We start from the raw sequence: 23989 nt of genomic DNA on the forward strand, positions 1-23989 counted from the left end.
CAACAAATCATGTTCGGAACGGAAGGCGGCGGGGGATACGGTTTCGGTCATGGGAATCCTCGGGAAGCGTGGCTGGCGGACGGTGGCGGAGTGGCGGGCGGCTAGGTTGCCGGGAGGAAGTCGGTGGCCGTCAGTGTTCCCACGTGGCGGCCGCCGCCCAGGACGGCTCCGGTGGCGATACCCGCCAGCGGTGCGGTGTCGACGTCGAGCGCTTCCAGTGCGCGGACGGTGACGGGCATGCGGGCGCGGTCCCCGCCGTCGGAAATCTTTACTGCGACGGCACGGCCGTCCGGCAGCCCCACGAGCTGGACGCCCTCGAAGCCGTCCTTGGCCACTGCGCCGGGGAGCAGGCGCATGAGATCGGTGACGTCGCGGCCTTCGCCCGCCACCATCTCGGGGTGCTGCATCATGGCGCGGCCGACGACGGCTTCCGGGCCGTCGGGGTCTGTCACCACTGCGGCGGCAAGGCGGCCGAACGCGCGGGCCATGCCGCGGAGGGTGAGTGCGAACAGGGGAGTGCCGCAGCCGTCGGTGCTGGTGCGCTCGGGCTCTTCGCCGGTGAGTTCCCGGACTGTCCGGGCCACGAGCTGCTGGAGGGGGTGTTCGGGATTGAGGTAGCCGCGGACCGGCCAGCCGTTGATGACGCACGTTGCGGCCATGGCGGCGTGTTTGCCGGAGCAGTTCTGGGTCAGCTGCGTGGATTTCCCGCCGGCGCGGATCCATTCTTCCCGTTCGTCCGGTCCGTAGGGGAAGTCGGTGCTGTTCTCCAAGGCGTCGGCCGTGAGCCCGTGGGTTTCGAGGATGCGGAGCGCGCCCTCCCGGTGTACCGCGGCTCCGGAGTGGCTGGCGGCGGTGAGGGCCAGGAGGTCGGCGGGTAGGTCAAGGCCGGCTTTGACCATGGCCACGGCCTGCAGCGGCTTGAGCGAGGACCGCGGGTAGAAGGTCGCCAGCGGGTCACCCGCGGAGAGCAGCGTGCGGAGGCCTCCGTCGGCGGATTCGTCCAGGGCGGTGGCGATCACCGAACCGTAGTGGATGCTTTCCACAAGACCGTCGCGGATCTGCACGGCCAGAGGGGTGTGCTGCGGCAACGCTGTGGCGTCCGGCTGGTCCGGGGTCCGCACCGGAGCGTGGGCGTGGGCGGGCAGGGCTGGGGAGAGCATGGAGTCCTTGGTGTATCGGTGGCTGGGTGTGGTGCGGTTACTGGCTGAGGATGGAGTCGAGGGCAACGCCCACGGCGCGCAGGTGCTCCTGCATGGCGGCGCTGGCCTCTTCGGCGTTGCCCGATTCGATGGCGGCGAGGATCCGTTGGTGTTCCTGGTCGGAGGCGTGCTGGCGGTCGGCCACCATGTTGAGGGTTTCAGACTGGTGGGCCAGGGCGTCCCGGATATCCGAGACCACGTTTTCGAACACCTTGTTGTGGCTGGCGCGGGCGATGGCTGCGTGGAAGCTCGAGTCGAGGGCCACCCAGGCTTCGGGGTCATCCTCTGCGGCCATGGCAGTGACGATATCGCGCAGGCCTTCGAGTTGCTCGGGGGTGCGCCGTTGGGCGGCGAGGCCGGCGGCCGGGACTTCGATGTGCGGGCGGGCCTCAGTGAGGTCCAGAGCGGAATACTGTCCAAGCACCAGGTCCTTGGCCACCCGGCTGGCCACAACGAAGGTGCCGCGGCCGGTCTTGGTTGTGGTCAGGCCGAGGGCGTTGCACGAGCGCAGTGCCTCACGGACGACCGAACGGCTCACCCCGTACTGCTGGGCGAGGGTTGCTTCGGAGCTCAGCTTGGTGCCGACCTCGAGCTTGCCGGATTCGATGTCCGCGCGGAGGACGTTGAAGACGGCTTCGGCCGCGCTAAGGCGGGCGAGGGGTGCGGCTCCGGGCTGTCCTGCTGTCCGGCTGTCTGACAGGTTCACGCTTAAAATATGGCACGGGTCACAGGTGGTGTCAATTGGGCGCTTGTGCTCTCAGGTGCGGCCCGGCACGTTCGTTCCGAAAAGAGGCTGTACCGGCCCCCCTTTTGATTTATACAATGAGAGGTAGGAATATATCGGCACGTTCGTGCCTATCGGGAGGACCCGGATGACGGATGCGTTTACTGACCGGCTCGCCGCTGAGGTCCGCGGCCGCCGTGCAGCCCTGCGCCTCACCCAGCATGACCTCGCCCAGCTCGCAGGAGTCTCGGAGCGCTTCGTCCGCTTTGTTGAGCAGGGGAAGCGGAGCGTGCAGCTGGATTCGCTCCTGGCGTTGCTTGAGACGCTCGGGCTGGAGCTTCAGCTGACGACGCGGACCCGGGCCGCAGCGCGCGCGATTGGTGGCACGCGTTCTGCTGGCAAGCCGCTGCCGGAGAACCGGCCATGAGGCACCGCGTCGCGGACGTTTACAAGGCGGGCGTCCTGGCCGCGCGGCTTGAGCGGCACGAGGGCGGTACCAGGTTCAGCTATCTTCCGGCGTACCTCGCGTCGGGAGGTCCCGCCGTCGCCAGTTCCCTTCCATTAAGTACCGAACCGGTGTTGTCCGCGGCCGGTGCCGCACCGCCCTACTTCACGGGGCTGCTGCCGGAGGGCCGGCGGTTGAACGCGCTGCGGCGGTCGGTTAAAACCAGTGTGGACGACGAGCTCTCCCTCCTGATTGTGGCGGGCGCCAATCCGGTGGGCGACGTGCAGATCGTGGGGCACGGCGAGCCCCTCGACCCGGACGAGCACGCCGTTGAGCTCAATCCGAAGACGCCTGTCGACTTTGACGCATTGCTGGGCGATTCCGGGCTGATCGACCCCGTGGCCCTCGCCGGCGTGCAGGACAAGTTGTCCGCGGGGATGATCTCAATGCCCGTGGCAAGTGCCGGCCGGCGCTACATCCTCAAGCTCAATGCGCCGGAATTCCCGCACGTGGTGGAGAACGAGTTCGTGATGTTCCGGTATGCGGCGAAGCTGCGGATTCCGTTGAGCAAAGTGCGGCTGATCAGGGACGTCGGCGGCCGGCCGGGGCTCCTCGTGGAGCGCTTTGACCGGATTCCCTTGGCGGGAGGTTCGCAGGGAGCGGTGCAGCGGCTTGCCGTCGAGGATGGTGCCCAGGTTTTGGGGCTGTATCCCGCGGATAAGTACAACGTGGGCTACGGGCCGGTGTGCCACGCCCTCGCGGAGTACTGCGCCGCGCCGCTGCCGGCACTCCGGAACCTGGCCATCCAGGCGGCGTTCGCGTGGCTGAGCGGGAACGGCGATCTGCACGCCAAGAATGTGTCGATGGTGCAGCAGCCGTCGGGGGAGTGGGCGGTCGCCCCGGTCTATGACATCCCCTCCACGGTGGTTTACGGGGACAAGACGCTCGCCCTCACCCTCGACGGCAAGCGGACCGGGATCTCACGGCGGCATTTTCTTGGCTGGGCCACCGGCCTGGGGCTGGCGGAGCGCGCGGCGGTGCAGGTCCTGGAGCTGGGACTGAAGGCTTCGGGCCCGCTGGTGGCCGACTTGGAATCGGGCACGGCCTTTGCGGGAACGAACGACGACGGCGCCTCGCCGTTTCCGGCGCAAGTCACCCGGTCATGGCTTAAGGAGCTCAAGCACCGCCGGCGGTTGCTTGAGGGGTGAGCTTGCTGCCTGAGGCGAGGCCCGCCGTCGGGCGTTACCTAGTCGGGCGCTATCTAAAGGTGCTGGATCCCAGCCCGCTGCATCGCGTCTTTGTAGATTTCGATGTTCTTGCTCAGCAGCTCTTCCTGCTTGTTCGCGGAGACCGCGAAGGCCCGGCCGCCGAGGGCGCTGGCCTTGTAGATTTTGATCCCGGAATTCCTCAGGGACTGGTGGTACGTCTTTTCGAAGAGGGTCAGGAAGGTCTGGGCGTCCGTGCCGTGGGCAATGATGGCCGAGACCCGCTTGTTGATCTTCAGGAACTGGCGGAAGGGCCGCAGGCCGTCCGTCTTCTCCTGGACATTGAGGGCCGATGGCAGGTCGGGGTCGCGCACCCAGGGGTAGGCGTTCCACGGCATGACGTAACGGGGGTCGAGTTCCACGATTTCGTAGATCGACGTGGCCCGCCGGGCTGCTTCATCGTCATTGAAGTGCGAAACGAAGCCCGATTCGGTGCCTTTGCCGGGGCTGACATGGAGGCTGACGATTCTGCATTCGTCCTCGTCATGGACGGGGTCGATGTACGGGACTACGGAGCCCGGCTTCTTTTCCATAAGTTCGTCGCAAAGCTGGGTCACAGCAGCGATGTTCGGTTCCTGCAGCAGGGCCTTTTTTTCGTCCCAGTCAATCGTCACGATTTCTCCCTCAGCACACGGCGTCCAGAATCAGGCGTCTGGTCCCACTCTACGCTTTTGGCCGGGGTTGTGGTTTTGGAAGAGGCCAGGAGCCGCGCGGCAGTCAGTCTTCTGAAAACGTGGGCGTGAACAGTGTCAGCTCCTGAGACTGTCGGATGCTGGCCCAGATGATCGTCCAGAAGGTTGGTCCGAAGCGTGTCATTCTCGTGCTGCAATGACAGTGCCGTCTATCGCTTCTGCTTGTAACTGCAAGGAACGTCATCCCCTTTGGGTGCCAAATTTACGCAGGAACGCCTCAACCATCGTGACTCGATACGGTGCGCCGACAGGAATAGTCGTGTTCGGCAAGGCGCACAAAGTCGTAAGGCAGCTCCCTGTGCCATCAAACGGACGCCTACGCCTATGAACGACGACGGATGATTCGGTTGGCTTCCTCGCGTTACAAAGTTCGCTGACCGTTGATGTTTTCCGCCGCCAGGAGTTCGCGCAGTTGGGGCGCGGAGCCGGTCGACCGCGCGTCGCCGGCTCATCGGGCGTGCGCAATTACTGCAACGCAGGCCAGTCGTCAGGCCGCAGCAGCAGCCGCATATGTTCGCCTGACGCGTTTCAGCATCGCTGTCTTGGCCCGGTGTCGGAGGTCGTGTCTTCGGCGGGATCCCGGCTCGGCGAACGCACTCAGGGGTGTGCCGGGCAGGGGTGGTGCCGTGGAGCGGTAGCTGTGGCCGGTTGGCGTCCGGATCTCCACCGAGTGCCTGGCTCCCGGGACGGGTCTGGCGCTCCAGCCCGCAGCCTCTTTGGTGTGGTTGCACGCTTCGCACAGCCCGGCGCCGTTGTCCTGGCTCGTTGTCCCGCCGTCATGCCAGGGAACAATATGGTCCAGGTGCCGGATGGGGGCGCCGCAGTACGGTGTGCGGCAGGTGTCATCCCTGGCCTGGATGAAGCGGCGCAGCCCCGGCGGGAACAGCCGGGCCCGGGAATCCATGCCCACGAGCTCACCGCTGCCCGGGGCGGTGTACAGCCTCCGCAGCCAGATGTTCAGGCCACTGTCCTGGCTCGAATTGACCGCCGTCCGGGCCCAGCCGGCGGGGACGGTGCCGTAGCCGGGCAGCCGGGCGGGTTCGTTGTCGCACTGGAAGAGGGTGCGGTCGGTCATGACGAGCTGGATCTCGACGCCGCTGACACCGCCGGGAGTCCCGGTGATGCGTTCGACCAGGTCATCGGCCATCACCTGGCCCCGGGAGCGGGCGTCCCCGGAGCCGCGCTGTGCCTCAGCGGACCGGGTCAGCGCCGCGTAAGCGGCGACGCCCTCGGCGACCGGCAGCAGGGCCGTGAGGTAGCACATCGTATCCGGGGCCGGCCGGAGACTGACGTGCCGTTCCGTGGCGGCGCGGCCGGCCCGTTCGGTGACCGACCGGGCATCGCGCCGATACGCGGCCGCCCGGGCCGCTGCGACCACCGCACGGTCACCGGCACCGGTGAACGTTCCCCTGTCGGGGGCGAGTTCTTCATCGACCGCGCAGCGGTCCACCGCGGACAGGCACGCGGTCTCGCGCACCAGCAGCGTGGCACGCCATTCATTGAGCTCCCCGGCCTCCAGGGCCGCGAGAGTTCGCGGCATCTCGGCCACGAGTGCCTTCGCCAGGCCCAGAAGCCGGCCACCCTTAGCGGGGGATTCGCGCCGCGCCAGCGCCACCTGCGCTGCGACACCGGCTCCGAGCTGATCCGCCGGGACACCGGCGTCGGACTGTTCATGACGCTGCTGAAGATCGAAGGCGACCGTGACCCGGGCCTCCCTCGCCGCGGCAGCCGATTTCAGGTCTTCAAGGATCCGGAGCTCCTCAATCAGCCCGGCCGAATCCCCGGCAAGGGGCAGCACCGAAAGCGCCCGGATCATCTCCGCGGCCGCCCCCGGCCCTGCTGCCGGAACCACCGGCCCCTCATTGCCGTCCATGAATCAAGTCTCCCCGCGACCCCCGACAATAAAGCGAGGTCCCCGTGGACGGACCATCCCTCACTTAAAAAACAGCAAACAGACCCCCGGCGTTCGCGCCGGGGGTCTGTTTCGCACTATGCCCGATGGGGCCTACACATCTAGTGCTGGCCGAGGGTTCCCCCTGCGGGCGGCAGGCCGCCGTCGCGGTCTACGTCTCCTTTGCGCTCCGCAGCACTTGCGGTGTCGCTGACAACGGTCCCGTCGGAGTCGCCTTCGAAGTCGACCAGGCCGTTGGTCTGGTCAAACGGCTCACCCACGGGCCGGTCGGCAGGCACGGCGGTCGTGGGAACAACGGGAGTCGTCTCCGCGGGTACTACGGTAGGAGTGGTTTCGGTCCTGGTGTCATCCCCGCGCATGGCTGCGGCTGCGCCGACTGCCGCTGCCGCAGCGACTCCTACTCCGGCCGCCATCTTTCCGGAAACGCCCGCCTTGCCGGAATCGCCGCGCGATGCAGCGGCGGCGTCGACCCCGGGCGTGCCGATAGCCGCACCCCCGCCGACGGTCCCGCGCCAGGCGCCACTGGCGTAGCCCTCATCCTCGATGAACTCCTTGAACCTCTGGAGGTCCCCTTCGACCTGGCGTTCGACAACGTTCAGCTTGTCACCGACTTTTTCCACGATGCCCTCGGGCTCGTACTCGAGCGTCAGTTGGACCGAGGTCTGGCCTCCGCCAAGGTCTTCGAACGTCACGGCGCCGGCGTTTGTCGCCCCTTCGGTGGCAGCCCAGGCAACTTTTCGATCCGGGACCTGCTCCAGGATCTTCGCTTCCCACTGCCTGCGTACGCCTGCGATTTCGGCGACCCATTCAATGCGGTCATCGCTCAACTGCGTAACGCTTTTGACGCCTCCCATGAAATGCGGAAATTCCTCGAACTGGGTCCACTGGTTGTATGCCGTGCTTACCGGGACATTGACCAGAATGCGCTTCTCAACCTTCGTGCTCATGGTGTCTCCTTTGGCTGGAATGGTTTCGAACTGGGCCTGACGATGACGATGTCCACATCAAGTCATCAGTATGCTTACTATAACTTCGACTGAGCTGCCCGGCTAGAGTTTCCTTGACAGCGGCCGCCGTTGAAAGACTTCCCGAACCAAGGATCCAAGCAATGAACGTGGACAAGCGGTCGCTGAGAACCGAGGGATTCGCGGGATTCAGGACCTTCGCAGAAGTCGAGATCAACCGGATTCCGCAGGCCCCGGGGATCTTCGCGGTGCTCCGGCCGGATGGCTTCCAACCGCAATTTCTGGCCAGGAGCACGGCAGGCGTATTCAAGAAGAAGGACCCCTCGCTCCCGGCCGAAAAGCTCACCGCCGAGTGGGTCGACGCCGCGGACGTTCTTTACATCGGAAAGGCCGGATCCGGAAGCAAGGGCAACCGTGGCCTGCGCCGGCAGATCCAGGAATTCATGGATTTCGGCAAGGGCAAACCCCCGGGCCACTGGGACGGGCGGCTTATCTGGCAGCTCGCCAACACCAAGGCCCTGATCATCGCCTGGAAAGAGCTACCCGCAGAGCCGCTGCCCGCGGGCGGGCTGAGCGCGGTCGAAGCAGAATTGCACGCGGCGTTCGTCCAGCAATACGGCCGGCTGCCGTTCGCCAACCTGGTGCAGGCCCGGGTCAAGGGGTAGTACGACGGTGGGCGGCCGGTTGGGGGCTTAAGTGTCCGTTCGCGCCCTCAAGGGGTAAACCCCGCGCGCGGCAGCCTTCCTGGCCGCCTCTCCGAGGCGAGGACGAGTTCGGGTGCCGTGTGGCATACGAACAGGCTACTCAGGCTCCCGGATTCGGGACTTTCGTCCCTTACGCAGGCGTGGCGGAGCCGTCATTGTTTGTTGTGGGGTTTCTCATGCGCGTGTTGGTCAACGCACGCACCTCGGGGAGGGAGATTCTTCAGCCCGCACCACAGGTCTCGCTACACCATTGGGGAAGGGACGGCGCCGCGCGCCTCCCGGACATAGCAGGAGACCAAGGCCTCATGAATCAGCACGCCCGAACCGCCCTGGGTACACGCCCTACCGTTCTCTCCCATCATGGGGCCGTTTCCACCACGCACTACGAACACTCGGACCACCGGCTCAAAATCGTCGTCCGCATCGAGGCGGACCTGGAAGCTGCGCGCATCGAAGTCCGCGGCGTTGTCACCGGAGCGAACCTCCGGGCGTTGTATATCGTCGCGCGGCGGACCATCTCGTTGCTGCACGGCAACGCTCTCACCATCGACCTCACCCGGGCGCGGGTGACCGAATCTGCGCTGGAGCAACTCCATGAATGTGCCCGGCTGTCCAGGCTGTCGACGGGTGTGGATAGTTCGCAGGTGCCGTGCCATGTCCAGATCATGGACCCGGTCCTCATCCACAGGGTGCGGGAGCACGCCTGACACGAGCCAGGAAAGGACCGGCCGGTTATGAAGCCAGGCCGGATCGTCATGCTGGTGCTCGGCACCCTCGCCGCCCTGATGGGGCTGGGACTGCTGACGGCGGCCGGCGCAGTGGGATGGGTCAACTTCCAGCAGCGCGACAACGGATACTTCACCACGCCAACGGAACGTTACGACGTGGCCACCCGGGCCATCTCGTCACCGGGCCTGAACGTCCTGATCGACGATGAACTGCCGGACCTCCTCCCGGTGGACAGCGCAGGCCGGGTGCTGCTGCGCGGAACTGCTGCGTCGGGGCAGCAGATCTTCATCGGCATAGGACCGCAGGAGGACGTGGCCCGCTATCTTGCCAACGTTCGGCATTCAGAGCTCAGCGATGCCGACTTCTCCCCGTTCCACGCCGAGTACCGGGAAACCCCGGGCGACGCCGTACCCGCTGCCCCGGCGACCCAAACGTTCTGGTCCGCGTCAGCCCAGGGAACGGGTACCCAGCAGATCGAGTGGGACCTGCGGGCGGGTCGCTGGGCCGTGGTGGTTATGAACGCCGACGGCGGGACCCCGGTTTCGGTGGATCTGCAGGCAGGGGTCCGGTCCGATCTGTTGTGGCCGGTCTTCATCGGGCTCCTGGTCAGCGGCATCGTCCTGCTGGCGGTGGGGGTGCCGCTGATTGTGGCCGGCGCCGCAGGGCTCGGCAGGCACGGCCCGCCGGCCGGCGCTCGGACCGGAGCCGGCGCTCCCGTGGCGGCAGGGGCGTGGGATACCGGTTTCTATCCGGCGCGCCTGAACGGGCGCCTTGATCCTGCCCTGTCCCGGGGAATGTGGCTGGTCAAGTGGTTCCTGGCCATCCCGCACATCATCGTCCTGTTCTTCTTGTGGTTTGCCCTGATCATCACCACCATCGTGGCCTGGTTCGCCATCCTGTTCACGGCCCGCTACCCGCGCTCGCTGTTCAACTTCAACGTGGGTGTGCTCCGCTGGAGCTGGCGGGTCTCCTTCTACGCGTTCACGGCGATCGGCACCGACCGCTACCCGCCGTTCACCCTGGCCCGCACGGACTATCCGGCAGACTTCGACGTGGACTATCCGGACCATCTCTCCCGCGGCCTGGTGCTGGTCAAGTCCTGGCTGCTGGCCATCCCGCACCTGCTGGTCGTGGCTGTGCTGGCCGCCACCACGCGCACGTGGGTAGCGTCCGACGACGACGGGCGGGTAACGGGTCCCGCTACGTCACCGGGAACGGCATTTCGCTGATTGGACTCCTGACCCTTATCGCGGGTGTGATCCTGCTTTTCACCGGGAGCTACCTCCACAGCCTGTTCGACCTGCTCCTTGGCCTGAACCGCTGGGTATACCGCGTCATCGCCTACGTCGCCCTGATGCGGGACGAGTACCCGCCGTTCCGCCTCGACATGGGCCCGACGGATCCGGCCGGCGCGCTGCCGCCGGCAGGCGGCTACCAGCCGTCCGGCAGCTATCCGCCGCCGGTTCCGGCTTCGCCATCCTCGCCGCCAGGGCAGCCGCAAGCAGGACCGCCGCCGACCCCGCCGCCTCGGGGGTAATCTTCCCCGGCCAGAGCCAACCGGCCTGCTAAGCCACCAGGTTGTCGGCTGCGCTGTCCATGTGTTCGCGGATGGTCTTGCGGGCCAGCGACGCGTCGCCGGTTTCGATTGCGGCCACAATGTCGTGGTGGCGGTCAACGCTCATGTTGCTGACGCCTTTTTCCAGGCCCGCGAACATAATGGACATCCGGATGGAACCTTCCAGTGATTCCCATGAATGGAGGAGGGTCTCGTTGCCGGTCAGGCGGCACATGGTGCGGTGGAACTCCAGGTCTGACTCGATGCGGTCCTCGAGGCTGCCCTTGGTTGCGGCCTGCATGGCATCGATGGCCGCACGAAGCGAGCTGATGACGTGCTGGCGCTCCGGGAGCTCGCACAGGGTGCGGGCGGCCAGGGATTCCAGGGCCGCCCGGACGGAGTAGATGTCCCGGATTTCCTTGGCATCGAGGTGCCGGACGGAAAGGCGCCCGCGGGGGCCGGCGGACAGCAGGCCTTCCTGTTCGAGCTGGCGCAGGGCCTCGCGGAGTGTTCCGCGGCTGATCTGGAGCATGTCCGACAGCTCGGTTTCCACCAGGTGCCTGCCGGGTGCAAGCTCGCCGCTGGTGATGGCGGTGCGCAGCGCGGAAAGCGCCTGCTCGCGAAGGCTCTTCTTTTCCAGTCCCAGCAGGGGTGCTGTTGCTCCGGCCATCGAGGTACTTCCTTCATGTCAGTGGTCGACTGTTTACCTTCGGTATGTTAACTGTTGATACTACGGCAGAAGCGCGGAACAAGCTCGTGCCCGTTCCGCGCTTCTGGCATCTCCGGGCTTAGCCGAGTTCGGCGAGGACCTTGGCAACGATCCGCTGGACGGAGAGGCCGTAGCGTTCGTGCAGTGTGGGCAGCGCGCCGGCATCGAGGAACTCGTCCGGCAGTGCTACGGGAACCACGCGCTTGCCGAGCCCGGCGGTCACGACGGCGGATGCAACGGTTTCGAACAGCCCGCCGATTACGCTGTGGTTCTCCAGCGTCACCGCGAGCCGGTCCGTGTTGACCTCGGCCAGGACGGTGGCGGCGTCGAAGGGTTTGATGGTGGGGGTGTGGACGACGGCGACGTCGACGTTGTGTTCGGCCAGCGCCTTGGCTGCCTGCAGGGCCCGCATGGTCATCAGCCCGCTGGAGATGAACACGACGTCGTTGCCGCCGCGCAGGACCTTGGCCTTGCCGAGCTCGAACGTGTAGCCGTACTCATCCAGGACGGTGGGGACGTTGCCGCGCAGCAGGCGCAGGTAGGTGGGCCCGTCGCTGGCGGCCAGTTGCGGGACGGCCTGCTCGATGTCGATGGAGTCGCAGGGGTCCACGATCGTCAGGTTGGGCATGCCGCGGAAGATCGCCATGTCCTCGGTGGCCTGGTGGCTGGGGCCGTAGCCGGTGGTCAGGCCCGGCAGGCCGCCCACGATGTTCACGTTCAGGTTCGGTTCCGCGGCGTCGAGGCAGAGGAAGTCGTAGGCGCGGCGTGCCGCGAACACCGAGTAGGTGGAGGCGAACGGCACCAGCCCGGTTTCTGCCAGACCGGCGGCTGCGCCGAAGAGCAGCTGCTCCGCCATGCCCATCTGGAAGAACCGCTCCGGGAAGGCCTTGGCGAAGATGTGCATGTCCGTGTACTTGCCGAGGTCCGCGGTGAGGCCAACGATTTTGTCGTTCTCCTGCGCGGCTTTCACCAGGGCGTGCCCGAACGGCGCGGACGCAGTCTTCTGGCCGGGGTCCGCGAAGGACGCGATCATCGCGGACGTCTTGAGCTTGGGGGCGGCGCTTGTCACGGCGGGGCCCTTGACTGCTGTGGTGCTCATCGGGCAGCCTTTCCTTCGTATCCGGCGGTCAGTTGCTCGCGGCAGGTCTGCCATTCGTGTTCTTCGATGCGCATGAAATGCGCCTTTTCCCGGTCCTCGAGCAGCGGCACGCCGCGGCCCACCTTCGTGTCGCACAGGATCACCGAAGGACGCCCGACGGCGGCCGCCTGGGCCGCAGCGTTGTCGAAGGCCTGCAGGAGTTCGGCCATGTTGTTGCCGTCCACCCGCTGGGTGTACCAGCCGAATGATTCCCACTTCTCGGTGACCGGCTCGGTGCGGAGCACCGTGTCCGTCTTGCCGTCGGCCTGCAGCGCGTTGATGTCCACCATCGCGGTCAGGTTGCCCAGCTGGTGGTGGTGCGCGCCCATGGCCGCCTCCCACGTGGAGCCCTCGTCCAGTTCACCGTCGGAAAGGAAGTTGAACACCCGCGAACCCGAGCCCTGGTACCGCAGGCCCAAGGCCATGCCCACCGCGATGGTCAGGCCGTGACCCAACGAGCCGCCCGAGACTTCCATGCCCGGAGTGTACGTGGACATCCCGGACATCGGCAGCCGCGAATCATCCGAACCGTAAGTCTCCAGTTCCTCCACCGGCACGATGCCGGCTTCGGCCAGGGCCGCGTAGTGGCCGATCGCGTAGTGCCCGGTGGAGAGCAGGAACCGGTCCCGCGCATTCCAGTGCGGATCCTCGGCCCGGAACCGGAGCTGGTCGCCGTACACGGTGGCCAGCATGTCCGCCGCGCCGAGCGCCTGGCCGACGTAGCCCTGGCCCTGGACCTCGCCCATGTTCAGGGCATGGTGCCGGATCCGGTAGGCCGCGGCACTGATCTTCTCGACCCGCTCCTTTGTCACCCCGTTCTGCGCGGCGCGGTCCTGGACGGTTTGTACTGGCATTACTGACTCCGTGTTCGTTCCGTGTGTGGCGGTCATTTAGACGCTCACCGTGTTGGGTGTGCTTTTGGTGGCTTCATCTGCGAGCTGCCGTTCACGCTTGCCCCAGGTTTCCCGGGTGGCGACAGCGGCCCAGAGCCCGATGGCCGCGTAGAAGCTGAAGAGGAGGGCGGGGCCCATCCAGCCCAGGGCGACGAACAGCAGGGTGGTGATGAACGGAGTGAAGCCGGAGACCATGGCGGAGATCTGGTAGGCCAGGCTGGCGCCGGAGGCGCGGGTCTTGGCCTGGAAGAGTTCGGGGAACCACGGGCCCTGTGCGCCGGCGAGGGAGTTCTGGCAGACGGCGTAGGAAATCACGATGGTGGCGATGACGAAGATGAACATTCCGGTGTTCACCAGCAGGAACATCGGGATACCGAAGAGCAGGGCGAAGGCTGTGGACCAGATGTACAGTGGCCGGCGGCCGATGCGGTCCGTGAGGCGGGCGCATGCCATGGTGGCGAAGATGCCGATAGCCGAGGCGATGCAGAGGGCCACCAGGGTCTGGGTCTTGTCTGCGAGGTGCTGGGTGTGCAGGTAGGAAATCATGTACGTGATGGACACGGCGTAGCCGGCGGTCTCCGCGATGCGCAGGCCGATGCCCCGGACGATGCTGCGCCAGTCGGTCTTGATGACCTCGACGATGGGGGACTTGACTATGGAGCCGCTGTCCTTGACCTCGTCAAAGACGGGGGACTCGGGAACCTTGGAACGGATGATCAGGCCAACCACCACCAGCACGATGCTGGCCAGGAACGGAACGCGCCAGGCGAGCTCGCCGCCAAGGTTCACGCTCACCAAGAAGACGAGGTTGGCCAGCAGGAGGCCGACCGGGAAGCCGGCCTGGACGATGCCGGTGTACTTGCCCTTGGCCTTCCAAGGCGCGTGCTCGTAGCTCATCAGGATGGCACCACCCCACTCCGCGCCGAAGGCCAGGCCCTGGACGACGCGGACGAAGACCAGCAGAGCCGGAGCGAGCAGTCCCACCTGGCTGTAGGTGGGAAGGAGGCCAATCAGGAACGTAGCTACACCCATCAGGATCAGCGAAGCAACCAGCACAGGCTTGCGTCCGAGCTTGTCGCCCAGGTGTCCGCCGATGATGCCGCCAATGGGACGGGCCGCAAACCCGACGCCGAGGGTGGCGAACGCGGCCAGCGTGCCGGTGACGGGATCGCCGGTGGGGAAGAAGGCAGTTCCGAAGTACAGTGCAGCCGCAGTGCCGAATCCGATGAAGTCGTATGTCTCGATCACGGCGCCGACGCCGGAGCCGATGGCTACCCTTTTGGCGTCCTTGGTGCCGTGTACCGGACCGCGCATGCTCAGAGCATCTTTGCTCATGGTGGTTCCCTTTCGGAAAGCGGCTGAAGGGGGTTCGCCGCTGTCGACGGTTAACAAATGATAGACCCAGTGTGACGTAGGTCATCTACTATGTCAACAGTCAACCTCAGGGGTTGACTGTTAACATTGATCGCCGTTACTGTGGTGCCCATCACTACACACCGGGGTAACTGGCCGGTGACTCCGACCAGAGGATCAACGAAGATGTTCAACTCGCGACTGGGCTGCTCTTCCATCAGCTTCCGCCACCAGGAGCTGGGCACCGCCCTGCGGACCATCCGCGGGCTGGGTTTCGAAGAAATCGACCTCGGTGCCCTGCCGGGCGTCTGCGATCACGTTCCTTATGAGCTGGACCCGGAGTCCGTAACAGCCGTTGCCGCACAGGTTGCCGCCTCCGGGCTGCTGGTCCGTTCGGTCAACGGGGACATCGGGGACCTTAATGCAGTGCTCGGCGCCGGGCAGCGGGCAGCACGCGAACGTCACCTCGAGGCGCTGTTAACGCTCACCGCCAACACGGGCGCCAAGGCGCTGGTCCTTCCCTGCGGCGCCCTGGCCCACGAGCCGGTCCGGGGCCTCGACGAGGACCTGGACGCGATCGCGGGCCAGCTCATCCACGCCGGTGAGCGCGCTAAGGAGTTCGGCGTCGAGCTCTGGACCGAGTCCCTGCACTTCCTGCGGTTCTGCTGGAACCTGGACCGTGCTGAAGCGCTGGCGCGCCGGCTGGACGGTTCCGGCGTGGGGATCGTCATGGACTTCAGCCACATCGTCGCCGCCGGCGAGGATCCGCTGGAGTACCTGGACCGCCATCAAGGCCGCATTGCCCACGTGCACCTCCGTGACGCCGTGCCGGACAACATCAACGTCAGCATCGGCAACGGCAACGCCGACTTCGCGGGCGGGCTAAAGCGGCTTGCCGCGGACGGCTACACCGGCCACTTCTCGCTTGAACTGGAAACCCGGGACGTCACGCACGACGAACGGCCGGCGGCCGCCGCCAAGGCAGCCAGCTTCATCACCGACCTCATCTGAAGCAAAGCCTCACCTAAAACACACCTCACGCACTACAAGGAGCACCACATGACCACCATCCAGCGCACCGCCGTCCTCACCGGAGCAACCTCGGAGCGGGGCATCGGCATCACCACCGCACGCCGCTACGCCAGCCAGGGCTGGGCGGTGGTGATCCTGGACCTCGACGGCGAGAAGTCCGCCAAGGTCGCTGCCGAAATCGGCAACGAATTCAACGTCCCGGCCTTCGGCTACGAAATCGACGTTGCCAGCGAGGCCTCGGTAAATGCCGCGTACAAGGCAGTGGCCGCTGAGGTCAGCGCCGGAAGCCTTCCCGCCGTCGGCGCCCTGGCCAACATCGCCGGCATCACCTCCCCGGTACCGTTCCTGGAAACCACCCTGGAGCTGTGGCACAAGGTGATGGACGTCAACGCCACCGGCACCTACTTGGTCACCAAGGCATTCCTGCCGGACATGATCGCCAGCGGCTGGGACCGGATCGTCAACATGTCCTCGGTCTCCGCGCAGCGTGGCGGCGGTGTCTTCGGCAAGGTCCCCTACTCGGCAGCCAAGGCAGCCATCCTGGGCCTCACCAAGGCCCTGGCCCGCGAACTGGGCACCACCGGGGTCACCGTCAACGCCATCACCCCGGGCGCCGTGGACACCAACATCCGCGTGGGCAGCACGGAGGAACAGGAAGCGGCCATCAACGCCGGCATCCCGCTGGGCCGCAACGCCACCACTGAAGAAGTTGCAGCCGTCATCACCTTCCTGTCCTCGGAAGACTCGGCTTACCTGACCGGCACCACCATCGACATCAACGGCGGAAGCCACATGCACTAGCAGCCCTCCCGGCCAGCTAAGAACCCGCATCCGTTAGAGAGCCCACCATGACCAGAATCTTCAACGATCCCTCCGACTTCGCCGAGGAAGCCCTCGCCGGGTTTTGCGACGTCCACGCCGATCTGGTGCGCCAGGTACCTGGCGGGGCCGTGCGGCGGCGCCGCCCCATCCAGCCCAAAGTGGCGGTCCTGGCCGGCGGCGGCTCCGGCCACTACCCGGCGTTTGCGGGCCTGATTGGCACGGGGCTGGCCGACGGCGCCGTGGTGGGCAACATCTTCACCTCGCCTTCGGCGCAGCAGGCCTATGCCGTGGCCAAGGCCGCTGATTCCGGCGCCGGCGTGGTGTTCAGCTACGGGAACTATGCGGGGGACGTGCTGAATTTCGGCATGGCCAGTGAACGGCTTGCCGCCGAGGGGATCCAGGTGGAGAACGTCCTGGTGACGGACGATGTCGCCAGCGCCCCGCCGTCGGAATCCGGGAAGCGGCGCGGGATCGCCGGTGACTTCACGATCTTCAAGGTGATGGGAGCGGCCGCCGAAGCAGGGGCCGACCTCGCCGATGTCGTGCGCCTCGGCCGGAAAGCCAACAGCCTGACCCGGACCATTGGCAGCGCCTTCCACGGCTGCACCTTCCCGGGTGCGGAAGCACCGCTGTTCACCCTCAAGGACCGGCAGATGGGCCTGGGCCTGGGCATCCACGGCGAGCCCGGCCTGTTCGACACCGAACTCCCGCCCGCGAAGGAGCTGGGCCAGGAACTGGTCTCCCGGCTGCTGGCCGAGACACCCGCCGGTGCGGGGGACCGCATCGCCGTCATTCTCAACGGCCTAGGCTCCACCAAGCACGAGGAACTCTTCGTCCTGTGGCTCACCGTGGCGCCGCTGCTCCGCGACGCCGGCTACACGCTGGTGATGCCGGAGGTGGGCGAACTGGTGACCAGCCTCGACATGTCCGGGGTGTCCCTCACCATCACCTGGCTGGACGACGAGCTGGAGCCGCTCTGGACCGCTCCTGCCGAAACGCCCGCCTACCGGAGGGGAAACGCCGCCCTCCAGCCGGGCGGCCAGCTTGCGGAAGAAGCGTCCGACGACGCCGCCGCGCCCGGCGCGTTCGAGGCCACCGAGGCATCGCAAGGCTATGCGGCGAACTGCCTGGCGGCGCTTGCTGCCGTACGGGACTCCCTGCGCAGTGCCGAGGCCCGGCTGGGGGACATGGACGCCATCGCCGGTGACGGCGACCACGGGCGCGGGATGGTCCGCGGCATCGATGCCGCCGTGGCAGCCGCCGAGGACGCCGTTGCCCGCGGTGCCGGAGCAGGGGCAGTCCTGGCAGCCGCGGGGGACGCCTGGGCGGACAAAGCCGGCGGAACCTCCGGCGTGCTGTGGGGTGCCGGGCTTCGCGCGTTCGGCGAAATCCTCGGCAACCAGCTGGTTCCCGGCCCCTCCGAACTGGCTGCCGCCGTCGGGGCGTTTGCGGCGAGGATCACCGGCCTCGGCAAGGCCGAACCCGGTGACAAGACCATGGTGGACGCCCTGCTGCCCTTCACCGAGACGTTCAGCCGGCTCGTGGCCGATAGCGCCAGCGACGCAGCACAGACCGAAGCGGCGTGGAACGAAGCGGCTTCCGCCGCAACCACCGCGGCAGAGGCCACCGCCTCGCTGCGTCCGCTCAAGGGCCGGGCCCGGCCACTCGCTGAAAAGAGCGTGGGCACCGCGGACCCCGGAGCAACGTCGCTGGCCATGATCTTCACCGTCATGGGCCCGCATCTTGCTGGGCCGGCATGCCAAGGAGAAGTTGGCGGCGGACTGGGCGGGCAGGCAGTGCGCCAGGCCGCCGGAACCCTGTCATGACTACGAAAGGACAGGCCGTGGGCATTCGACTCATCCTGGGCGCCGATGAAGCGGGCGTGGATTACAAGGACCGGATCATGGAGGACCTGCGGAACGATCCCCGGGTCAGTGAAATCATCGATATCGGGGTCAACCGCAGCGATGCTCCCGAGCAGTTCAGCACTCCCTATCCGTACGTGGGCATTGCCGCGGGCGAGATGATCAAGGACGGGAACGCCGACCGCGCCATCCTGTTCTGCGGCACGGGAATCGGCGTGGCAATCGCCGCCAACAAGGTGGACGGGATTAGGGCAGCCACTGCCCATGACTCCTTCTCGGTGGAACGTTCAGTGCTCTCTAACGACTGCCAGGTGCTCACCATGGGCCAGCGCGTGGTCGGCGTCGAGCTGGCCCGCAGGCTGGCCAAGGAGTGGCTCGGTTACACCTTCGACCCCTCATCGGCCTCGGCTGGCAAAGTGAAAGTCCTGACAGACTTCGAAGGCTGTTGACGCCGGGCCAGCGGGGTTATTAGGCGGGGTCATTAACGGTGCCGGTCAGCGTCTATTCAACGTTCACCTTCACGCGCTGCACCACGTTGTTGCCCAGGCCTTGGTAGTTCCACACCTGCTCCAGGGGCTGCACTGAACCGGTGGCGTCGGTGGCCCGGCAGGCGAGCTCGTGCTCGCCCCGGTCCGCCACCCACGGCAGCGTCCACTCGCACCACGCGAACGGGCCGGCGGGGTGCCCAAGATGCGCGGGCACCCACTTTCCGTCGATCCCCACTTCCACGCGGACCACGGCGCCCTCACCGGACCAGGCCCTGCCCTTGAGCATTACCGGACCGGGGGAGAGGACCCTGCTGCGCGTGAAGAAGTCCGGGATCCCGGGCGGAATCATCAGCGACCGGACCTTGATGCGCGTGACGGGAGTGCCGTCGTCGTCCGCGTTCTTCTGGTAGCGGTACGCCACCGACTGCTGGAAGCCGTCAAACGGGTGGGTTACCACCTGGATGGACTCCAGCCATTTCACGCTGGCCATGCCGTACCAGCCGGGGACCACCAGGCGCAGCGGATAGCCGTGCTGCGGCGGCAGCTCGCGGCCGTTCATCTCGTACGCGAGAACCACGTCCGGGCGCATCGCCTCCTTGATGGGCAGGCTGCGCCCGTACTGCTGCCGGACGCCGCCCTGGATGCCGGCGTCGGCCCCGGTGAACACTACTTCCACCGCGTCCTCATCCACCCCGGCCTGGGCCAGCAGGTACGCCAGCGGCACGCCGGTCCACACCGCGGTGCCCACGCCTTCAAGCCGCCACGGCTGGCTCAGCGGCCGCGGCCGGAGGAGCGACCTGCCGTTGCCCGCGCACTCCAAGGTCACGGGAATGCTGATGGCAGGATCCCGGCGGAGCGCGCGGAGGCTGATTTCGACGGCCCGCTGCACAGCTCCGCCGATCCGCAAGTGCCAGGTGTCAGCCTCAATGTGCGGGATATCAAAATGCGTCAGGAGGTAATGCAGCCCCGCCGGCGTGATGTCATCCCGCAGCGCCTCCAGCGGCAGCGAATGGTTCCTGACCGCGAGCTGCAGTTCCTCGGCGGTGATCGGACCGTTCGTCGGTTCTCCTGTATGCGCCTTGGGTTTCTCGGATTGTCGGCGCTTGGAAATCTGCTTCGTCATGGCGCTGCGATTCTGGTACTAGGGCCGGATTCTGCATCGGGCGGGTGCCCGTGCACACAGGTTTACGCCGCCGCCGACGGCGCGTCAAGGCCGGGGCCGGCACGGCAATGCCGGGCTCCCCGGAGGGGAACCCGGCATTGCGGCCGGCTCTCTAGCCTGTTTTAGCGGGTCACGATGGCCGGTGAGCCGGCGGCAACGTACTCGGCGTTCGCGGCTGTCACCAGGCCGGCCGGGGAATCGTAGTAGAGCGCAGTGCTGCCGGTGAACTTCACAAAACTGCTGCCCGGAATGAGCGTGCTTGTCTGCGGCGTGGGCATTCCATAGCCCTGCCACTGAGCAAAGTTCAGGTGGCTGCCCTTGTTCGTGCTGCCCACCAGGTAGATGGCTCCGCTCCAGGAATTCTTCACGAAGCGGCCCTGGCCCATGTCGGTGAAGGTGCGTTTCGCCGTCGGGATGGCCATCCACTCCGGGTAGGTGAGTTCGTGGCTGTTGCCGGATGGCGATTTGAGGAAGATCGTGGGCAGGTTGCTGTACTTGCTGGCAACCGATCCGCCGACGAACCCGGTGGTTTGCGGGGCCGGGAAGCCCGCGGCGCTCCAGCTGGCGAAGCTCAGGGCTGACACTTTGGCGTCGTACTCGGACTGTCCGGCCGCCGTGGCCTCCACCTTGAAGATAGTGGGCTCCCACGCATACTTCACGTACCGGACGGGAAGGGTGATGGCGGGGGATCCCGCGCTGGTCCACTGCGCCTGCGACGACTTGGTTTCCCCGGCCGGGCTGAAGTAATAGAGACCGGTGTCGTTGAACTTGCTGAAGAAGTACGTTCCGGCCAGGAGCTTGTAGGCCACGGGGGCGGGCTGGCCGTAGGCGGTCCAGTCGGCGTAGCTCAGGGCCCTGCCTTTGTTGGTGCTGTCCACCGCATAGATCGTGTCGCTCCAGGTGTTCTTGACGAAGCTCACGGCGGGAAGCGCGGTGAATGCCGGGAAGCCCAGGTCCGAATACTCGGTCCAGATCAATGACTTGAAGGTGCCGTCAGGGCGCCTTCCGTAAATGCTGGGCGAATCAACGTGCTTGAAGTAGGAGGAATACGGGCTCTTGCCGCGGATGGTGATGGTCGCCGCGCTGCTCGTGATGGAGTCGATGCTGATGGTGGTGCCCGCTGCGGTGGTGAACCGGCCGCCCTGCCAGGCCAGGTTGGGGTGGTACCAGCCGTCGTACGGCTTTGTGTTGGGCATGAGGATCATGGAGGCTGCGGGGTCCGACGGATCTGCCTTCAGGATCTGCACGCCCTGGTTGCCACCCACTGCGGTGATGGCATCGTAGCCGACCGGCATCCGCAGTTCCACGTAGTAGACCTCGTTGCTGACGGGGTCGGTGAACTTCAGTGCGCGGTTGTCGCCCGTACCGGCCCAGGGTGTCAGCTTGAAGCTCTTGGCGCCCAGGATGGTTCCGGCGTCACGGATCTCGTAGCCGTTGCCGAAGGAGCCGAGGTCATATTGGTAGGAGTCGATCGTGGGCAGCGCAGCGCGGGTGGGACCCATGATGGAGGTGTCGTTGCCATAGGGCCGGGACCAGCAGTTGCTGTTGACCAGGCGGCCGTATGCGGCGGTCGAGTCGGAACTGCCGTCGGTGCACTGGATGCTGTTGGCATGGTCCAGGCCGAAGACGTGGCCGAACTCATGGGTCATCACGGTGTTGGTGTAGGTCCCGGGGTAGGGCATCAGGACCCGGCCGCTCGTTGCCCCGCCGGACCACCCGGCCCCCAGGTTGCCGCCCTGGCCGTAAACCACCACGTCGTTCCGCGGCATGAAAATGACCAGGCTGGTGTTGGTTGTTTCCTGCCAGCCGAGTTCCTTGGTGACCCTCTCCAGGATGTCGTCAAAGTTCCAGTCGGAGCGTGCGCTTGTCTTGAACCCCTTGACGACGTCCACGATGGACAGGGACAGCCGGCCGCCGGACATTCCGTGCCAGTAGTTGCTGGCGACGCTGATCGAATTCTTGGCGGCGTCCAGATTGATGGCATCGGTTTCGGCGGTGCTCTTGTCCGCCGTCTGGATGGTGACGAGGGAAACTTTGACGTTGCCGGCACGGGGAAGCCACTCGGTGGTGAGCGATCCGGGAGAGACCCCCGAGGGTCCAGTCCGGATGAAGTCAACGGGTCCGGGCGGCGGAGGAGGTGTGGTCTCGGCCTGCGCGGGGGCGACGGCCACCAGCGTTCCCGAAGCCAGGACAACCAGCAAAGTCAGAGTCCGCAGCACCGCGGAAGAAATAAGTCGCATCGGGCTCCCCAAAAAGTGCGCCTGTTGGCAGCATGCCCCGACCTATTGTCGGGTGAGCCAAATCCTAAACGCTTTTGGAGGCTTTGGAAATAACACGAGCCACTTTCAATAACATCATCCCCATCTTTAACAGGATGGGCGCCCGGAAAGTCAGAGGCGGTGCGCCTCCTTGAGGAAGTCTGCGAGCCCCTGCGGTTCCCTGCCCGTGAGGCCGTAAACGTCCGACGTCGGGCCGGCGAGTTCGCCGTTGGCAATGGCCGTATAAGTGCTGACCCAGGCGTCCACCTGCCAGTCCGGACCGCCGTAGGATGCGCGGGAGGCGTACGCTTCCTCCACCGTTTCCTCGTGGTAGCTGATGGTCCGCCCGGTGCCTTCCGTGAGGAGCTCCGCGGCCTGCTGCAGGGAGATGTCCTCGGGTCCGGTCAGATTGTAGGTGCGGCCCACGTGCAACGCGGGGTCAGCCAGCACCGCCGCGGCGCACCGGGCAATGTCCATGCGCGTGACCGCGGCCATCACCCCGCCGCCCGCCGGACCGCGGATGACGCCGTCTTCTCCGGTGAGCAGCGGCAGGAAGTCCAGGTAGAAGTCGTTCCGGAGGAAGGTGTAGTTCATCTCCGAGGCCTTGATCCGCTCCTCGGTGGCGAAATGGTCCCTGCCCAAGGTGAAGGTGCAGTCCGCTGACGCGCCGAAAAAGGACGTGTATACGATGTGCCCTACCCCGGCTTCGGCGGCGGAGTCCACGAACGCGAAATGCGTCTGCAGCCTGTCCGCGGCTTCCGAGGCGGACACCATCAACAGGGTCTTCACGCCCGCCAGGGAGGACCGTGCCAGCACCGGGTCCTCATAGGCCGATACCACCGGAACTGCGCCCGGAAGGTCTGGCGCCCGGGAGGCATCGCGCACCAGCAGCCGCTGAGGCCGTCCGGCGTCGGCCAGGATCCTGGCGACGAGTCCGCCGAGCTGCCCGGTGGATCCGGTGACGGCAAGATCGGGAAGGGGTCCGGTCGCTTCTGTTTCTGCGCCTGTGCCTGTCGCGCGCTCCTGGTCCGTCATGGTTAGGCTTCCCGGGACGCGGGCGACTTGGTCTGCGCCGGGTCGCGTTCGGCCAGCGAGCCGATGACGCCGTCGATCTTGTCCATGATGGCCTCGTCCAGTTTCACTCCGGCCGCTGCAGCATTGCCCGCAACCTGCTCGGGACGGGACGCTCCCATGATGGCCGAGGCAACATTCTTGTTCTGCAGCACCCAGGCGATGCTCAGCTGTGCCATGGTAAGCCCGGCTTCCGCAGCGATCGGCTTGAGCTGCTGGACACTGGTAAGGATCTCGTCCGACATCCACCGGTCGATCATCTTGGCGCCGCCCTTGGTATCCGTGGCGCGGCTTCCCTCCGGGGCAGGCTTTCCCGGATGGTACTTGCCGCTCAGCACCCCCTGCGCCATGGGGGACCACACGATCTGGGACAGGCCCAGCTCTTCCGACGCCGGGATCACCTCAGCTTCGATGACCCGCCACAGCATGGAGTACTGCGGCTGGTTGGAAATCAGCTGGAAGCCCAGGTCCTTGGACAGGGCATGGCCGTCCCTGATCTGGTCGGCCGTCCATTCGCTGACGCCGATGTACAGCGCCTTGCCCTGCCGGACGATGTCCGCAAACGCCTGCATGGTTTCTTCCAGCGGCGTCTCGTAGTCGTACCGGTGTGCCTGGTAGAGGTCCACGTAGTCGGTCTGGAGGCGCGTTAGTGAACCGTCGATGGACTCCATGATGTGCTTGCGGGACAGGCCCACATCGTTGTGGCCCTTAGGCCCGGTGGGGCCGAAGACCTTCGTGAAAATCTCCAGGGACTGGCGGCGCTCGCCCTTCAAGGCTTCGCCCAGTACCTTCTCAGCCGCTGTGTTGGCATAAACGTCCGCGGTGTCAAAGGTGCTGATTCCTGCGTCCAGTGCCGCCCGCACGCACTGCGCGGCTACATCGTTCTCCACCTGCGAGCCGTGCGTGAGCCAGTTGCCGAAGGTGACTTCGGAGATCTTGAAGCCGCTGTTGCCAAGGTATCTGAATTCCATGCTGTTCACCGTAGCCCACGTGGTTGCTCAGGGTAAG

23 protein-coding genes are annotated in these 23989 nt (G+C 66.1%); 10 read left to right on the forward strand and 13 right to left on the reverse strand.

The features are described from left to right. Positions 1–101: 101 nt before the first annotated feature. Positions 102–1160 (reverse strand): asparaginase, encoded by a 1059-nt coding sequence (locus tag J7I92_RS21645; protein WP_214843855.1) that lies wholly within the window; start codon positions 1158–1160, stop codon positions 102–104. A 37-nt stretch (positions 1161–1197) separates the two neighbouring features. Next, positions 1198–1905, reverse strand: coding sequence for a FadR/GntR family transcriptional regulator (locus J7I92_RS21650; protein ID WP_214843857.1), 708 nt, complete (start codon positions 1903–1905; stop codon positions 1198–1200). A gap of 166 nt (positions 1906–2071) precedes the next feature. On the opposite strand from J7I92_RS21650, the gene J7I92_RS21655 reads away from it, so the two are divergent. Together J7I92_RS21655 and J7I92_RS21660 are read left to right on the forward strand one after the other, a co-directional pair. Continuing rightward, entirely contained in the window at positions 2072–2350 is a 279-nt protein-coding gene (locus J7I92_RS21655; RefSeq protein ID WP_214843859.1) for a type II toxin-antitoxin system Y4mF family antitoxin, read from the forward strand. Then, positions 2347–3576 carry a type II toxin-antitoxin system HipA family toxin gene (locus tag J7I92_RS21660; RefSeq protein ID WP_214843861.1) on the forward strand — a complete coding sequence of 410 codons (1230 nt, stop codon included), beginning with the start codon at positions 2347–2349 and terminating at the stop codon, positions 3574–3576. The genes J7I92_RS21655 and J7I92_RS21660 overlap by 4 nt, the downstream gene beginning before the upstream one ends. Before the next feature lie 53 nt (positions 3577–3629). Here the strand turns inward: J7I92_RS21660 and J7I92_RS21665 are convergent, their stop codons facing one another. The 3 genes from J7I92_RS21665 to J7I92_RS21675 form a co-directional block, all read right to left on the reverse strand. Further along, positions 3630–4247 carry a uracil-DNA glycosylase gene (locus tag J7I92_RS21665; RefSeq protein WP_214843863.1) on the reverse strand — a complete coding sequence of 206 codons (618 nt, stop codon included), beginning with the start codon at positions 4245–4247 and terminating at the stop codon, positions 3630–3632. 565 nt (positions 4248–4812) lie between these two features. Continuing rightward, positions 4813–6141 (reverse strand): HNH endonuclease signature motif containing protein, encoded by a 1329-nt coding sequence (locus tag J7I92_RS21670; protein ID WP_251040306.1) that lies wholly within the window; start codon positions 6139–6141, stop codon positions 4813–4815. 197 nt (positions 6142–6338) lie between these two features. Continuing rightward, on the reverse strand, positions 6339–7184 hold the full coding sequence (locus J7I92_RS21675; RefSeq protein ID WP_214843867.1) for an SRPBCC family protein: 846 nt from the start codon (positions 7182–7184) through the stop codon (positions 6339–6341). 161 nt (positions 7185–7345) lie between these two features. On the opposite strand from J7I92_RS21675, the gene J7I92_RS21680 reads away from it, so the two are divergent. The 4 genes from J7I92_RS21680 to J7I92_RS24075 all read left to right on the forward strand — a co-directional run bounded on the left by J7I92_RS21680 (position 7346) and on the right by J7I92_RS24075 (position 10172). After that, on the forward strand, positions 7346–7867 hold the full coding sequence (locus tag J7I92_RS21680; RefSeq protein WP_214843868.1) for a hypothetical protein: 522 nt from the start codon (positions 7346–7348) through the stop codon (positions 7865–7867). 344 nt (positions 7868–8211) lie between these two features. Next, positions 8212–8613, forward strand: coding sequence for a hypothetical protein (locus tag J7I92_RS21685; RefSeq protein ID WP_214843869.1), 402 nt, complete (start codon positions 8212–8214; stop codon positions 8611–8613). A 27-nt stretch (positions 8614–8640) separates the two neighbouring features. Further along, a complete protein-coding gene (locus J7I92_RS21690) occupies positions 8641–9864 on the forward strand; it encodes a DUF4389 domain-containing protein (RefSeq protein ID WP_251040300.1) in 1224 nt (407 codons plus the stop codon). 26 nt (positions 9865–9890) lie between these two features. After that, positions 9891–10172 carry a DUF4389 domain-containing protein gene (locus J7I92_RS24075; RefSeq protein WP_311380458.1) on the forward strand — a complete coding sequence of 94 codons (282 nt, stop codon included), beginning with the start codon at positions 9891–9893 and terminating at the stop codon, positions 10170–10172. A gap of 28 nt (positions 10173–10200) precedes the next feature. Here the strand turns inward: J7I92_RS24075 and J7I92_RS21695 are convergent, their stop codons facing one another. The 4 genes from J7I92_RS21695 to J7I92_RS21710 all read right to left on the reverse strand — a co-directional run bounded on the left by J7I92_RS21695 (position 10201) and on the right by J7I92_RS21710 (position 14265). Continuing rightward, positions 10201–10860 carry a GntR family transcriptional regulator gene (locus J7I92_RS21695; RefSeq protein WP_214843870.1) on the reverse strand — a complete coding sequence of 220 codons (660 nt, stop codon included), beginning with the start codon at positions 10858–10860 and terminating at the stop codon, positions 10201–10203. A gap of 118 nt (positions 10861–10978) precedes the next feature. Continuing rightward, a complete protein-coding gene (locus J7I92_RS21700) occupies positions 10979–11998 on the reverse strand; it encodes a transketolase family protein (protein WP_214843871.1) in 1020 nt (339 codons plus the stop codon). Next, positions 11995–12891, reverse strand: coding sequence for a transketolase (locus J7I92_RS21705; protein ID WP_214843872.1), 897 nt, complete (start codon positions 12889–12891; stop codon positions 11995–11997). Before J7I92_RS21705 ends, J7I92_RS21700 begins: the two co-directional genes overlap by 4 nt. Positions 12892–12927: 36 nt before the next feature. Further along, a complete protein-coding gene (locus J7I92_RS21710) occupies positions 12928–14265 on the reverse strand; it encodes an MFS transporter (RefSeq protein WP_214843873.1) in 1338 nt (445 codons plus the stop codon). Between the two features lie 204 nt (positions 14266–14469). Here J7I92_RS21710 and J7I92_RS21715 point away from each other — a divergent pair, with 204 nt between their 5' ends. Genes J7I92_RS21715 through J7I92_RS21730 form a run of 4 tightly spaced genes read left to right on the forward strand, consistent with a single transcriptional unit; the run spans position 14470 to position 18451 of the window. After that, positions 14470–15294 (forward strand): sugar phosphate isomerase/epimerase, encoded by an 825-nt coding sequence (locus tag J7I92_RS21715; RefSeq protein ID WP_214843874.1) that lies wholly within the window; start codon positions 14470–14472, stop codon positions 15292–15294. Positions 15295–15342: 48 nt separating this feature from the next. Beyond that, positions 15343–16116 carry an SDR family NAD(P)-dependent oxidoreductase gene (locus J7I92_RS21720; RefSeq protein ID WP_214843875.1) on the forward strand — a complete coding sequence of 258 codons (774 nt, stop codon included), beginning with the start codon at positions 15343–15345 and terminating at the stop codon, positions 16114–16116. A gap of 47 nt (positions 16117–16163) precedes the next feature. Beyond that, complete coding sequence (locus J7I92_RS21725) at positions 16164–17963, forward strand: dihydroxyacetone kinase family protein (protein WP_251040301.1); 1800 nt, start codon at positions 16164–16166, stop codon at positions 17961–17963. Beyond that, a complete protein-coding gene (locus J7I92_RS21730) occupies positions 17960–18451 on the forward strand; it encodes a ribose-5-phosphate isomerase (protein ID WP_251040302.1) in 492 nt (163 codons plus the stop codon). Before J7I92_RS21725 ends, J7I92_RS21730 begins: the two co-directional genes overlap by 4 nt. A 52-nt stretch (positions 18452–18503) precedes the next feature. Here J7I92_RS21730 and J7I92_RS21735 read toward each other — a convergent pair whose 3' ends face one another. The 4 genes from J7I92_RS21735 to J7I92_RS21750 all read right to left on the reverse strand — a co-directional run bounded on the left by J7I92_RS21735 (position 18504) and on the right by J7I92_RS21750 (position 23952). Then, complete coding sequence (locus J7I92_RS21735; protein ID WP_214843876.1) at positions 18504–19613, reverse strand: sulfite oxidase; 1110 nt, start codon at positions 19611–19613, stop codon at positions 18504–18506. A gap of 161 nt (positions 19614–19774) precedes the next feature. Beyond that, positions 19775–21892 carry a M12 family metallo-peptidase gene (locus J7I92_RS21740; protein ID WP_214843877.1) on the reverse strand — a complete coding sequence of 706 codons (2118 nt, stop codon included), beginning with the start codon at positions 21890–21892 and terminating at the stop codon, positions 19775–19777. A 150-nt stretch (positions 21893–22042) separates the two neighbouring features. Beyond that, positions 22043–22945, reverse strand: coding sequence for an SDR family oxidoreductase (locus J7I92_RS21745; RefSeq protein ID WP_214843878.1), 903 nt, complete (start codon positions 22943–22945; stop codon positions 22043–22045). 2 nt (positions 22946–22947) lie between these two features. Then, positions 22948–23952, reverse strand: coding sequence for an aldo/keto reductase family protein (locus J7I92_RS21750; RefSeq protein WP_214843881.1), 1005 nt, complete (start codon positions 23950–23952; stop codon positions 22948–22950). Positions 23953–23989: the final 37 nt, after the last annotated feature.

It is taken from the genome of Arthrobacter sp. ISL-72 (assembly GCF_018613755.1).
GTDB lineage: Bacteria > Actinomycetota > Actinomycetes > Actinomycetales > Micrococcaceae > Arthrobacter.